Here is a 14445-nt window from a genome sequence, read left to right as displayed (position 1 = left end):
CTCTACATTGCAATTTTTTATCAGCATATCGATTTTATAAAATCGCAAAGTTCTTTAAATCTGAGAAGTCTTTATTTGCTATCGATTACCGGACTTTTAAGCCCTCTAGAATTAATTACAATTAACTAAAGGAATTGTTAGCATTTTGAGTTAATTTTGCATTCACAAATCAGAAACTCATGAAAGATTTTACCTATCAATTTAATATTAGCGCTAGCCAGGAAGAAGTTTATAATGCTTTAACCAATTCTTTTCAAATTGAATTATGGACTGGATACCCTGCCACAATGGATGATAAAGTTGGAACTGTTTTTTCTCTTTGGGAAGGAGATATTTCAGGATGCAATTTGGAGATGGTTAAAGATTATAAAATTGTCCAGGAATGGTTTTTTGGGGAAACTGAAAATCCATCAATTGTTAGCATGGTCTTGAAAAAGGCAGGAAAAGATACTCGTATTGAATTAACTCATACAAATATTCCTGATGATGCTTATGAAGAGATTGTAGAAGGTTGGAAGGAATATTACCTGGATTCAGTGAAGAACTTTCTTGAATTCTATTAATGGCTATTAGCTTTTGGCTATGGGCCTTTAGCTAAAAAAAGCGCAAGAACCATTTAAGTTCTTGCGCTTTTTTATATCGGTCAGTTGTATTATTCTACGATAATCACCTCATCGAATATTTCAATTTTATCTCCAGGACGAATCTTTGCACGTTTTCTGGTTTCTACTTCACCATTTCGCAATACAATTCCATCTTCTACAAATATTTTTGCCTGTGCCCCACTTTCACTCACACGAGTTGCTTTTAAAAGCTTAATAAGTTCGATGTATTCCGTATCTATTTTAAATGTAATCATGATTTTAAATTTTATACCTCTTAAATGCTAATATACACATAGGGATAATGCCGATAGATTGTTAATACTCAATTAAGAGCATAGCGATATAAGTAGTATTTTAACAACTAATCGGTATTAGAGCAACAAAAGTAGTCAAATCATTTTCTAATGAAAGAACAAATAAGCTATTAATATGGCTGCAATAATTCCTGCCAAATCAGCAATTAAACCACAAGTAACCGCATATCTCGTATTCTTGATCCCAACCGCACCAAAATAAACCGCAATGATATAAAATGTGGTATCCGTTGCTCCCTGTAATGTAGATGCCAATCTTCCCACAAAGCTATCTGCTCCATGCGTTGTCATTGCGTCCACCATCATTCCTCTTGCTCCACTTCCACTCAAAGGCTTCATCATGGCTGTTGGCAAGGCTTCAACAAAATCAGGATCTACCGAAATTAACAAGCAAAGTCTTCTCATGCCTTCCACAAAAAGATCCATTGTTCCTGATGCTCTGAAGACACCAATGGCAACCAATATGGCTATCAAATACGGTATGATTTTCACAGCAATATTGAATCCTTCTTTGGCTCCATCGATGAAACTTTCATATACATTCACCTTATTTTTAGCTGCCAATAGAATAAATGCAATAATAATCCCAAACAGAAACACATTACTTACAACCGTTGAAACTGTTGTGATTTGTTCTTTTTCCAGACTTGAAAAATATGTAATGATTCCTACAATAATGGCAGTCAATCCACCCAAATAAGCCAATATAGTTCGGTCCCACAACTTGATTTTCTGCACGACTGATACACTGATTAAACCTGCAATGGTAGAAAAATAGGTAGCCAATAGTATTGGTATAAATATATCCGATGGATTCGCAGCTCCCAACTGAGCACGATATACCATAATGGAAATCGGAATGATCGTCAGTCCCGAGGTATTTAAAACCAAGAACATGATTTGAGCATTCGAAGCTTTATCTTTATCGGGATTGGCTTCCTGCATTTCCTTCATGGCCTTTAAACCAAGAGGCGTGGCCGCATTATCCAAACCCAACATGTTAGCTGCAAGGTTCATCATGATTGAACCATGTGCCGGATGACTTTTAGGCAATTCCGGGAACAATTTGTTAAAGAATGGTCCTATCAACCTGGAAAAGACTCTTACAATTCCACCATTCTCTCCTATTTTCATGATTCCTAGCCAAAGGGTTAATACACCAGTTAATCCTAAAGAAATATCGAAGCCTGTTTTGGCCATATTAAAGGTAGAGTCAATCATTGCTGGGAATACATCCATGTCTCCCCAAAAAATAAGCTTGATTAAACCTACAACAAAGGCGATCAGAAAAAAGAAAATAAAGAGATAGTTTAATGCCATACTGTGTTCTTAAATAGAATAAAATACAAAATTACTTTTTGCTTCGTTTAGATTGAATCATTTTAAGCCTTTCTTTTGGATAATCTTCGCCTGATTTTAATTGAAGTGCTTTCTTGTAATAAAATCTGGCTACCGTTAAGTTTCCTTTATCAAAGGCAGAGTCCGCTTTTGTTATGACTTCCTCATACTCCTTATCCAACTTCATGTCTTTCTTCGATTTCAACAACTCATCAATCTTCTTCAGTTGATTTTTAGGATATTTCTCCTTTTTATTCAAAGCGATTGCTTTATTGTAATAAAATTTGGCAACCGCATAATGATTCGCGGATAACTCCTCGTCACCTTTTGCAATCAGTTGTTTGTATTCTTCTGATAAAGCAGAGTTCCTCTCATCTCGAATTAATTTGTCAATTTCCTTCAGTTGTTTCTTCGGATATTCTCTATCAAACATCCCCAATGCTCTTTCATACATCACTTTCGAAACCGTAAATTGAGAGTTTTGAAAAGCATTGTCTGCTTTTTGAATCAATTCTGCATATTCTCTTTCTTTGATGATAGAAAGTTTCTTCTCAAAGTTGGTTGGGTTGTTTGCAATGGCTTCTTGTTCTGCATTTTTTAAGGCCTGCAATCTCTCATTGATTTCCTCTAGCTTCTCTTTTGGATATGTTTCTTTAGGCTTAATCTCTAATGCTGCTTTGTAATGATGTCTGGCGACACTGAACTGCTCATTTTTGAAAAAATCCTCTGCCTTTTCCAGCTCTTCACTATACTTTAAATTCAACTCTTGTTCTTTTTTTTCCGCTATTGCTCTGCGCTCCAAAATCACTTCAATTCTCTTGATTTGAGTTTTTGGATACGACTCTTTTGGCATTAATTCCAAAGCCTCTTGATACTTCAATACTGCAAAATCATATTCCTCATTAGCATATTGCTTATCCGCTATTTCAATTAATTTGTCATACTGATTTTTCAGTTCTGATTTTGCATTCGCTTTTCTTTCCAACTCAGCTAAAATCGCTTCAATTTCATCAATTTTACTTTGTGGATATTGCTCTTCTGGTTTTAACTTTAGTGCTCCATGATAATCTCTTGCCGCAGAATTCCATTTCTCCGACTCAAAATATTCATCCGCCGATTGAATTAACTTCAAATATTTTGTCTCATTTAATTGTTGCTGTGCCAAAAGTTTTGCTTCTTCCTCTGCTTGTCTCTTTTGCATAGCAAATATTTCCGATATCTTCTTTAATTGTTCCCTTGGGTAAAGCTCCGCTGGTTTCATATTTAGCGCATCTTTATAGCTTTCTCGCGACAAATTGTATTCCTGATTTTCAAACTGAAAATCTGCTAAAGCAATAATAGCTGCATATTTCGCATCCATGGCTTTCTTTTCTGCGGCCAAGCGCAAAGCTTCTTCTGCCTGCTTCTGCTGATCTGCCAAAAGCTCATCAATCATTTTAATTTGTGATTTTGGATATTCTTCCTCTGATTTCAATGCCAAGGCATCCGAATATGAAGTTTTCGCTGATGTATAGTCTCCTGATTCAAATTGGGAATCTGCCAAAGTGATGATGGATGCATATTTATCGTCCAAGGCTTTCTGCTCGGCTGCCAAACGAGCAACTTCTTCTGTCTTTCGTTCTTGTTCTGCAGCTAATCTTGCTGCGAGTTCTCCTTGTCGTTGCTGTTCTGCCAAAAGTTCATCAATCTTTGCGATCTGTGACTTTGGATATTGCTCTTCTACTTTCAACGCCAAGGCATCTGAATACGAAGTTTTCGCTGATATATAATCTCCTGATTCGAACTGTGAATCTGCCAAAGAAATGATAGCTGCGTATTTATCATCCAAGGCTTTCTGCTCGGCTGCCAAACGAGCAGCTTCTTCTGCCTTCTTCTTCTGATCTGCAGCTAATCTTGCTGCAAGTTCTGCTTGTCGTTGCTGTTCTGCCAACAACTCATCAATCTTTGCAATCTGTGATTTTGGATATTGTTCTTCAGATTTTAATGCCAAGGCATCCGAATATGAAGTTTTCGCTGATGTATAATCCCCAGTTTCGAACTGAGAATCTGCCAAAGTAATGATAGCTGTGTATTTCTCATTCAAGGCTTTCTGCTCGGCTTCCAAACGAGCAGCTTCTTCTGCCTTCTTCTTCTGATCTGCAGCTAATCTTGCTGCTAGTTCTGCTTGCCTTTGCTGTTCAGCCAATAGCTCATCAATCTTTGCAACCTGTGACTTTGGATATTGCTCCTCAGCTTTTAATTCCAAAGCATCTGAATATGAAGTTTTCGCAGATGCATAATCTCCTGATTCAAATTGCGAATCCGCCAAAGTAATGATAGCTGCATATTTCTCATCCAAGGCTTTCTTTTCTGAAGCTAATCTTGCAGCTTCTTCTGCCTGTCTTTGTTGTTCTACCAACAACTCATCAATCTTTGCAATCTGTGACTTTGGATATTGTTCTTCAGATTTCAATTCCAAAGCATCTGAATATGAAGTTTTCGCAGATGCATAATCTCCTGATTCAAATTGCGAATCTGCCAAAGTAATGATAGCTGCATATTTCTCATTTAAGGCTTTCTGCTCTGCTGCCAAACGTGCAGCTTCTTCTGCCTGTCTTTGCTGTTCAGCCAACAGCTCATCAATCTTTGCGATCTGTGACTTTGGATATGGCTCCTCCGATTTCAATGACAAGGCATCAGAATAAGAGGTTTTCGCTGATGCATAATCTCCTGATTCGAACTGTGAATCTGCCAAAGAAATGATAGCTGCGTATTTATCATCCAAGGCTTTCTGCTCTGCTGCCAAACGTGCAGCTTCTTCTGCCTGTCTTTGCTGTTCTGCCAACAACTCATCAATCTTAGTTATCTGATTTTTTGGATATGGCTCCTCTGTTTTCAATACCAAGGCATCTGAATAAGAAGTTTTCGCTGATGTATAATCTCCTGATTCGAACTGTGAATCTGCCAAAGTGATGAGAGATGCGTATTTTTCATCTAAGGCTTTCTGCTCTGCCGCCAAACGTGCAGCTTCTTCTGCCTGTCTTTGCTGTTCAGCCAACAACTCATCAATCTTTTCGATCTGTGACTTTGGATATCGCTCCTCTGCTTTTAATTCCAAAGCATCTGAATATGAAGTTTTCGCTGATGTATAATCTCCTGATTCGAACTGTGAATCTGCCAAGGTAATGATAGCTGCATATTTCTCATCCAGAGCTTTCTGTTCTGCCGCCAAGCGTGATGCTTCTTCAGCCTGTCGTTGCTGTTCTGCCAACAACTCATCGATCTTTGCTATTTGCGATTTTGGATATTGCTCTTCTGCCATAACTGCTATGGCTTCATTATAAGCCATTTTGGCTTCTTCATACTTCTTTCCTCTAAAGTTAATATCGCCTTTTTGAATAGCAGCCTTATATGCTTTTTCTTTAGCCAATCGCTGCGCTTCCAGTTCCGCAGCTCGTCTTCTTGCTTCTGCCTCTGCTTTTTGTATTGCATCACGAATCTGAGAGTCGTAACCTCTGTCATAATCAAAATTATCCAATTCTTTGTCATACATGATCATACCCATAGGTTGATCAAATATGGATAAATCAAGACCTTCGTATGCTGGAAACAATGAAACTGTAAATTTAAAGGGAGGAAATTGACTATCTCGGCTTAATACTTCTTCTGGAACAAATGTGGATACACTAACTTTCTTGGTCACGAAGCCTTCCTTTGAAAATTCAAATATATAATCATTCCCAAAATCTAAATCACATGTAAATTTTCCATTATTATCAACAAGTTTTGATTCCAATTTAACTGCATTTTCATAGATCGTTATAAAAGTATTATCAATACTTCCATTTTCTATTTTCACCTTTCCGGTTACAGAATATTTCTCTTGTGCAGAAATAGAAAAATGACAGAAAACCAGAAAAATGACAGCACTCAACTTAATTATGAACTGCAGGTTATATCGAGAAAAATTCATATTCATGGATCATTTAAGGATACGTAAAAGCTAACTATTGCTTTCAACGTTTTATTCATATACTTATTATTCCTGATTTAAAAGTAGTTCCCATTTATTCCCTGGAATCTATTCCTAAATCGCAATAATCGTAAAGTTATAATTTTGAAACGGAATTGGAATATAATAAACAAAATAAAGCTGTTTGCCTAAACAAACAGCTTTATAATTAAAGTGAATTTGTGAAGAGTATTATACTAACAATGCCGCTAAAGTATAGCTAGAAGCATATTTCTTTAATAAATGTGTCTCCTCAGAGATACAAATTTGTTCTTTGGTCTTTTCATTAATGCCATTGTAAAAACGTGCCATTTTTCGGTAAAGACTTGCTGTACATGAATGATAATTTGCAAATTCGCTTAGCTCAATTGCTTTATTAAAAAATTCCTCAACTTTTTGAATCTTGTTCTTTTCCTGATAACAAGTACTCAAAAATGAATTGTAATATATTTGGAGGTAGTAATTTTGCGATGAGTTAACTTCACTTTTACTATTTAACAAATAGTCAATTTGTTCTTTGTTTATAGTCATTCCCAAAGAATACTGCGCAAAAATCTTGTAGCATTGTAACAACCTGTAATTGGAAGACCAAGTCTTATCACCTTCACTTTTGTACAAATGTTCCGCATCATCTACCAATTGTAAAACCTTATGGTATGACTCCATATAAGTTAATGCCATACAAAGAATTAATTCAAACTCTCCGTCAATTGCACTATTTACTTCCGCATATTTTAAATATGCCATTTCTCTATAATAGAACAATTTGAGAAGTTCAATATCATCAGTATCATTACCTATAAAATGATTGTACATTAAAACAGCGGCCAATCGTATTGCTATCGTAAAACCAGAACAGCTTGTATCAGCTTCTTCCTGCGCCAGCTCATTGTAATAAGTGGTTGCCCTGTCTGATTCATAACTAAATATTGCAGACATGAGCAGTAAACTTAAAGATCTAATTCTTAGATTTTTTGTAGCACCATTTTTTGCAAATATTTCCAAAACTTCCTTCGATTGATCCTTAATATTTAACGTATCAGAAAATGCTTTCGAAAATATTTTCTCTGACTTCTTATTTTCAGCCAGATGTTGAATCAATTCAAATTTGTATTTTTCTGTATAAATTGAAGAGTTAAAGATGGTTTCCAATACACATGGAGCAGAGATGGTATCATCACTTAACTCAAACAAGTTCTTCAATTCCATATGTTTACCACTCAAAAATGCTGACTCCAGCAAATAAGAAACCAACCTGTTTTTCAATTCATAGCCCTGATAATTCTTGTCAACATTTTTAATCAACTCGAAATTAAGCTCTCCATTCTTCTCAATAAGACTTATTCCAATTAATGTTTCGAAAAGTACCTCATTGGTAATCTTTACATACTTGCAATAATTATTCTTCTTATTGGTAGAGATATATTCTGTGATGATTCCAAAAGATAATAGTTCCTGATAAGCAGCATAGTAATCTCCTGCTGTTTTTAAATGAATTGGATATCTTTCTCTAAGTTCCAGTTTTTTTGCTGAAGTTCCTTCCTTACCATGATTTATTAAATCCAAAATAGAATACAGAATATCAATTTTTTCTTCAGAATAACGTGAGTAGTAAACTTTATTCTTAACATACTCACGCATCAATTCATATCCCTTAGTTAGTTTATGAATGTTATTGGGTGAAAATAGTTTGATAAACAATTCAAGAAAAAATGGATTAGAAATCACCTTTTTTTGCAAGTATGTTAAATCATCAACGCTAACATTCGGTGCATATTGAAGATTTAATGTTTTTTCGAACACTCTTTGAATCTCTTTATGACTTAAAGGTGGTATGTTTGCCTCATTTATTTTTTCCGATTCATCATTTAAATCATACCAGCAATCCTTTAAAGCATTTGATTGAAAAACAAATGGCATTGCAAACTTTTGCCATGTTGTATTTCTTGATGTCAAAATCAACTTAACTTTACCTGAATCCTTGAAATTTAAAATAAACTGCTTCAGCTGCAAGAACACCCTCTCCAACTTAAAATTGTCATATGTGATTTCATCTAAAGCATCAATCACAAAAATAATTCTACTCTCACAAGCATTCGGATGTTCAAGGAAATATTTTAGAGAATCCTTCTGGGTAAACTTAAGCTGATCCTGCAACCAATCTTCCAGTTTAAAATCTGCATTCAAGAAACTGATCATCATGGATGCATTCAAAAACAGAACTACATCATCGTTTTTCTTATTAAGCCATTTTCTTTCAAACCACTTGGCAATCATTGTTGATTTTCCAAATCCACCTGGAGCAATAAATGCCAAGGCACTATTGGCTGATTTCAAAAACTTTTCTATTCTCTGCTCTGCTTCTTTTCTCGGAGTTACGGCTTTAAACGGAATTCCCGATTGACCTGAAATGTACTTATATGTTTCTGTACTAAATGAAATTGCTTTATTGTAAAAATCGGACCAATCTTCTTTTGGCTCAATTTCTTCTTTAGGCTGATATTCCCAATAGTTACAAAAATGCTCCCAGTTTTGATATCCTAAATAACCAGATAAAATATTTAGTGTATACTTGGCAGGTGTCGTAGTGCTTTTTAAAAAACCGAATAATCTTCTAATCGTAGTAGTACTGATTCTACTTCCTGTTTCTTCGCAAATTGTATCTGCTAAAAATTTGCAATCTTTGGTATAAACCAAATCTTCACCAAATTTCTTAAGAATTTCAGATTTTAGCTGTTCAATCATAGTTGTGGTTCTTCAATTTCACAGTGAAAATACAGAAGAAAAACAGCCTTTTCAATGAATAATTTGCCACTACGTAATACTAATTTCTGAATACGTAGTTTGAGTTTGTGAATGCGGAATTCTATTTTTTAGAATCGGGTAAGAAATCAGCTATATTCTTTAATCTTTTTAGAAACTCAGCTTTTCTGCCTTCCGATATTTCAATTTCCTCTTTATTTTCAAGCACTACTTTTCCTCCTCTTCCTTTTACGTAATTGTCCACAAAATTTAAGTTGATCAAATGCTTGTTGTGTACTCTACAAAATATATCTGAAGGAAGTAATTCTTCGAAATTCGATAAGGCTTTTGAAACCATAATAGATTCCTCATCTAAAAAATAAAAATGAGTATAACTACCATCAGCTCTGCAATAAACAATTTTTTCGATCTCGACTACTTTTAAGCCATTTGAAGTTGGCAATACAATCTTTTTATTTTGATTGTTCAAACTATCAAACAACACTTGAATCTTTTCATTCAAATCCAAATCTTTATGATTTTCCTTATAGCGTCCAACCGCAGCTTGTAACTCTAGGTAATTAATTGGTTTTAACAGATAGTGTAAAGCTGAAAATTGAAAAGCTTTTATCGCATAATCATTAAAAGCGGTTGTGAATACTACTGCGAAATCTCGATTTTTGACTTTTTGCAATACTTCAAATCCATCACCATCAGGCATCGAGATATCTAAAAAAACCAAATTCGGCTTCAATTCATTTATTGATTCAACTCCTGATTTTACATTATGCGCAAACCCAACAATTTCAATCCCAGTACAATATTTCTCAAGCAATTTATGAAGAGTTGCCTGACTCTTCATCTCATCATCAATAATTAAGGTTCGAATCATAAGTGTATTTGTTTTGGTCAGAATCGAATTTTAAATATACAAAAAAGCGCCCTAAACGAGCGCTTTTCCATTAACATTCTTATTTTTTTTATTCATTAATTCCTATTTGATCAAAAACAAAAGCATATTCTAAAGCTACCTCTTTTAATCTTTCAAATCTACCCGATGCTCCTCCATGCCCAAAGTCCATATTGGTTTTTAACAACAATGGATTATCATCAGTTTTCATATCTCGAAGTTTAGCCACCCATTTAGCTGGTTCCCAATACTGTACTTGCGAATCATGCAAGCCGGTTGTTACCAGTAAAGCCGGATAGTTTTGCTTTTTTACATTATCGTAAGGCGAATAGGATAGCATGTAATCGTAATATTCTTTGTTCTTAGGATTTCCCCACTCATCGAACTCTCCTGTTGTTAAAGGAATGGATTCATCCAGCATGGTAGTTACCACATCTACAAATGGAACCGCAGCAATTACTCCTCTATACAATTCTGGTTTCATATTCACAATTGCACCCATTAGCAAACCTCCAGCGCTTCCTCCCCAGGCAAATACTTTGTCTTTTGCTGCATATCCTTCTGCAACCATATGTTCGGCACAGGAATTAAAATCGGTAAATGTATTTTTCTTTTTCAATAGCTTACCATCTTCATACCAGTATCGTCCCATTTCCTGACCGCCACGAACATGAGCCGTTGCAACCACAAAACCTCTATCCAATAGACTTAAGCGAACCGAACTGAAGTAAACATCCGAACTAGATCCATATGAACCATAAGCAGATAACCAAAGAGGATTCTTCCCTTTTTGAAATTTATCTTTTCGATACACCAAAGAAATTGGCACCTTTGTTCCGTCTTCTGCGGTTGCCCACAAGCGTTTGGCTTCGTAGTTATCTTTATTAAAACCACCAAGAACCTCTTGTTGCTTCATGATTGTTTTCTCTTTTGTTCCCATATTATAATCTATGGTAGAACTAGGCGTAGTTAGCGAGGTATATCCATAACGCAATACATCTGATTCAAATTCCGGATTAGCAGAAATCCAAGCGTCGTAAGTTTCCTCACCAAAATCGAGATAATGCTCCTCACCGGTTTTCCAATTTCGAATTCGAATTTGATTTAAACCATTTTTACGTTCGCCAACCACAAGGTAGTTTTGGAAAATTTCAAAGTTACTTAGGAAAACATCATCTCTGTTTGGAATCATTTCAATCCAATTCTCCTTTGTTGTTTTGTTAACAGGAGTTTTCATCATACGGAAATTCTTCGCCTGGTAATTCGTTCTGATATAAAAATGATCCTTATAATGAGCAATTCCATATTCCAAATCTCTTTCGCGAGGCTGAATTACCTTAAATTCACTGTTTGGTTTGCTTGCATCAATATATCTGTATTCTGAAGAAACGGTACTACTTACCCCAATCATGATATATTTTCTTGATTTGGTTTTGTAGCAAAAAGTATAGAAAGTATTGTCCTTCTCTTCATAAACCAATTCATCATTCTTTGCTGAAGTTCCCAAAACATGCTTGTAAACTTTATATGGCAAGAGGGTTTCAGGATGTTTAACCGTATAAAAAACAGTTTTGTTATCGCTGGCCCAGGTTATTCCACCTGTTGTATTTGCGATTTCATCGGTATAAACTTTATCATCAACCAAGCTCTTAAACTTTATTGTGTATTTTCTTCGGCTTAAAGTATCCTCTGAGTAGGCTAAAATTTTATTATCCTCGCTTACCGAATAACTACCAATGCTGTAATAACTATACCCTTTAGCCATTTCAGGAACATTTAACATGATTTGCTCCTCAGCATCCAACTCTCCTTCTTTTCTGCAATACAAAGGATATTCTGCATCACCTTCAGTTCTGCTATAGTAATAATAACCGTTTGATTTTGCAGGAACTGACTCATCCGTCTTTTTAATGCGAGCAACCATTTCATCGAAAAGTTTCTTTTGAAACTCTTCCGTATGTTTCATCACCGCATCGCAGTAATCATTTTCAGCAGTCAAATAATTAATAACTGTAGAATCTTCGCGTTGATTTAACCAGTAATAATTATCGATTCTGGTGTGATCGTGAATTTTTAGTTCTTTGGGAATTTTTTGAGCAACCGGAGGATCTGGCAAGTTAACTTTCTGATTGCATGCCGCCATAAACATAGCCATTATGGCAATGCTTAAAATTGATCTTGTTTTCATGTTTAGTTAAAATTTAAAGGTACAGGTTAAATTAGATTGAAACCTAAATTTAACAAAAACATTTCAATGATCAATAATTATTTTCTAATAACACAAGATTATGAAGAAGTTACTTTGAGATATGAAATGGCCAATCGTATTTTGTAATACTCTATTTCCTCGCCCATATACATGTATAATTCTTTGATATTCTCGGTATAGTTTAGGGAACGAAATGCATTTTCAATCTGTTCCAATTCTCGTGAACTGAAGAATTCATACAAATCGATATCAGCTCCCTTTTCATACAAAGAGGCCAAATGAGAATATATTGTAACCGGATTTACTTTTCGGATACTAGCAATTTCATCTACCGAGAAACCTTGCTTGTAATATTCATACGTTTTGTAGAATGACTCTCCGCTTTTTTTGGCTTCGCGATTCTTGCTTTGCTGAAAGTTTAGGATTTCATTGATAAACAACTCTCCATAAAGCTGATATTTGCGAACACCAACTCCTGAAATCATTTTCATCTCGAATTCACTGGTTGGCTTATCCTGTGTCATTTCATGCAATGTAGCATCCGAGAAAACCAAATATGGCGGAATATTCTCCTCCCTGGAAATTTGCAATCGAAGTTTACGAAGAGCTTCGAATAAACCTTCACGATCAAGTTGCTTACTTGTCTTTTTCTCAATTGGTTTAATTACTGGTTCTGATTTCATTGAAGCCAAATGCACAAGCTTCACCAATCGTTCGCCAAAAAGAGCCTCTTTGGCTTGCTCGGTTAATCGCAATGCATTGCCATGATCGTAAGCAACAGTTATATATCCAAGATTTAATAGCTGAAGCAGATATTGCTGCCAATCCTGATGAGCAATGTCCTTTCCTGCTCCATAGGTTTTGATTTGGTTGTATCCTTTGCTAATGATATCCTGACGTGAAGAACCACGTAAAACATCAATTAAAGTTCCTGCTGCAACTTGCTCTTTTAAACGAACTATTGCAGAAAAAGCCTTTTGCGCAATTATGGTTCCATCAAACAACTGAGGTGGATTTTTACAAACATCACAGTTGCCACAGTCCTCTTCCAGATGCTCACCAAAATAACTCAACAAAATTTTTCGTCGGCATATTTGAGCATCACAAAACTGCTGGATACGTTCCAATTTGGCATGCGAAACCTCTTTAAGCTTCGATTCATCTATAAATTTACGGTGCACAATTACATCCGAAAAGCTATAAAATAAAAGTGTATCTGCTTTTAATCCATCACGTCCGGCACGACCAATTTCCTGGTAGTAGGACTCTATATTTCGAGGCAAGTTATAATGAATTACCCAACGCACATTTGATTTATCGATTCCCATCCCAAATGCTATTGTCGCACAAATAATAGGTACTTCATCATTAATAAAATCCTCCTGTCGTTTGGCACGCTCTTCGGCTGATAAACCTGCGTGATAATAAGAAGCATTTACTCCTGCATTTCGTAATTTTTCAGACAAACCTTCCGTTGCTTTTCTGCTTAGGCAATAAATTATACCTGCTTGATGTGGTCGCTGACGAAGAAATCCCAATATGGATTTGAACTTATCACGCCCGGGAGCAACGGTTAAACTTAGATTTGGTCTGTCGAAAGAAGAGATGAATCGTTCAGGATCTGATAGATTCAATTGTGAGACAATATCCTTTTGTGTGAGATTATCGGCTGTAGCCGTTAATGCAACAATGGGTACATGAGGAAACTGCTTCTTTAGATAGGCCATTTTTGTATACTCGGGACGAAAATCATGTCCCCAAACCGAAATACAGTGAGCCTCATCAACAGCAAACAAATTTACTTTAAGCTGTAGCATCAGATAATAGAAATCCTGGCTTACCAGTTTTTCCGGAGAAACATAGAGTAATTTTATTTTACCAGCAATAAGGTTTTCAATTATTTCACCCTGTTCACCAGTGGTTTGCGAACTATTCAAATAATCCGCTGCAACTCCATTGGCTCTTAGGCCTTCTACCTGATCTTTCATTAGAGCGATCAGAGGAGAAACAACAATGGTAACTCCCTCCATGATAATAGCAGGAATCTGATAGCAAATGGATTTTCCACCTCCTGTTGGCATAATCACCAAAGCATCGTTCCCTTGCAAAACAGAATTGATTACCTTCTCTTGCAATGGACGAAATTTATCGTATCCGAAATATTTTTTTAATGCGTTTGATGCTGCTGACATGCCGAAATTTTAATTGGGATGACAAAGCTAGCACAAATCAACTGAAGAATAAAGAAGAATTTATCAACAAGCCATAATTGAACTGTGATATCAACTTAAAATATGACTAAAATCAGCATGATTTTGCAACATATTAAAGCTTCT

Annotated in this window: 8 protein-coding genes; 1 reads left to right on the top strand and 7 read right to left on the bottom strand. The window is 35.6% G+C overall.

Annotated features, from left to right (window positions below):
* The first annotated feature begins 179 nt into the window (after nt 1-179).
* Nucleotides 180-563 (top strand): SRPBCC domain-containing protein, encoded by a 384-nt coding sequence (locus tag ACKPCA_RS00370; protein WP_321280676.1) that lies wholly within the window; start codon nt 180-182, stop codon nt 561-563.
* 89 nt (nt 564-652) lie between these two features.
* Here ACKPCA_RS00370 and ACKPCA_RS00365 read toward each other — a convergent pair whose 3' ends face one another.
* The 7 genes from ACKPCA_RS00365 to recQ form a co-directional block, all read right to left on the bottom strand.
* On the bottom strand, nt 653-859 hold the full coding sequence (locus ACKPCA_RS00365; RefSeq protein ID WP_054722958.1) for an RNA-binding S4 domain-containing protein: 207 nt from the start codon (nt 857-859) through the stop codon (nt 653-655).
* Between the two features lie 147 nt (nt 860-1006).
* A complete protein-coding gene (locus ACKPCA_RS00360) occupies nt 1007-2239 on the bottom strand; it encodes a nucleoside recognition domain-containing protein (protein WP_321280674.1) in 1233 nt (410 codons plus the stop codon).
* 31 nt (nt 2240-2270) lie between these two features.
* Nucleotides 2271-6209: a hypothetical protein gene (locus tag ACKPCA_RS00355; RefSeq protein WP_321280673.1), complete on the bottom strand. Its 3939-nt coding sequence runs from the start codon at nt 6207-6209 to the stop codon at nt 2271-2273.
* Nucleotides 6210-6440: 231 nt separating this feature from the next.
* On the bottom strand, nt 6441-8993 hold the full coding sequence (locus ACKPCA_RS00350) for an NACHT domain-containing protein (protein WP_321280672.1): 2553 nt from the start codon (nt 8991-8993) through the stop codon (nt 6441-6443).
* A gap of 121 nt (nt 8994-9114) precedes the next feature.
* Nucleotides 9115-9882 carry a LytR/AlgR family response regulator transcription factor gene (locus ACKPCA_RS00345; protein WP_054714910.1) on the bottom strand — a complete coding sequence of 256 codons (768 nt, stop codon included), beginning with the start codon at nt 9880-9882 and terminating at the stop codon, nt 9115-9117.
* Between the two features lie 88 nt (nt 9883-9970).
* The gene (locus ACKPCA_RS00340; protein WP_321280669.1) at nt 9971-12088 is read right to left on the bottom strand and encodes a S9 family peptidase; all 2118 of its coding nucleotides are present in this window, start codon (nt 12086-12088) and stop codon (nt 9971-9973) included.
* Between the two features lie 98 nt (nt 12089-12186).
* The gene (recQ, locus tag ACKPCA_RS00335; protein ID WP_321280668.1) at nt 12187-14301 is read right to left on the bottom strand and encodes a DNA helicase RecQ; all 2115 of its coding nucleotides are present in this window, start codon (nt 14299-14301) and stop codon (nt 12187-12189) included.
* Between the last annotated feature and the right edge of the window lie 144 nt (nt 14302-14445).

Source organism: Marinifilum fragile, assembly GCF_963677365.1.
Classification (GTDB): domain Bacteria; phylum Bacteroidota; class Bacteroidia; order Bacteroidales; family Marinifilaceae; genus Marinifilum; species Marinifilum fragile.
Note: the sequence above shows the minus strand (reverse complement) of the source record. Positions and strands in the feature narration are given on the sequence as shown.

What these genes read in the sequence shown, in the direction of transcription:
- ACKPCA_RS00355 (WP_321280673.1), bottom strand. Translation starts at nt 6,209, where the DNA reads ATGAATTTTTCTCGATATAACCTGCAGTTCATAATTAAGTTGAGTGCT.
- ACKPCA_RS00360 (WP_321280674.1), bottom strand. Translation starts at nt 2,239, where the DNA reads ATGGCATTAAACTATCTCTTTATTTTCTTTTTTCTGATCGCCTTTGTT.
- ACKPCA_RS00340 (WP_321280669.1), bottom strand. Translation starts at nt 12,088, where the DNA reads ATGAAAACAAGATCAATTTTAAGCATTGCCATAATGGCTATGTTTATG.
- ACKPCA_RS00370 (WP_321280676.1), top strand. Translation starts at nt 180, where the DNA reads ATGAAAGATTTTACCTATCAATTTAATATTAGCGCTAGCCAGGAAGAA.
- recQ (WP_321280668.1), bottom strand. Translation starts at nt 14,301, where the DNA reads ATGTCAGCAGCATCAAACGCATTAAAAAAATATTTCGGATACGATAAA.
- ACKPCA_RS00350 (WP_321280672.1), bottom strand. Translation starts at nt 8,993, where the DNA reads ATGATTGAACAGCTAAAATCTGAAATTCTTAAGAAATTTGGTGAAGAT.
- ACKPCA_RS00345 (WP_054714910.1), bottom strand. Translation starts at nt 9,882, where the DNA reads ATGATTCGAACCTTAATTATTGATGATGAGATGAAGAGTCAGGCAACT.
- ACKPCA_RS00365 (WP_054722958.1), bottom strand. Translation starts at nt 859, where the DNA reads ATGATTACATTTAAAATAGATACGGAATACATCGAACTTATTAAGCTT.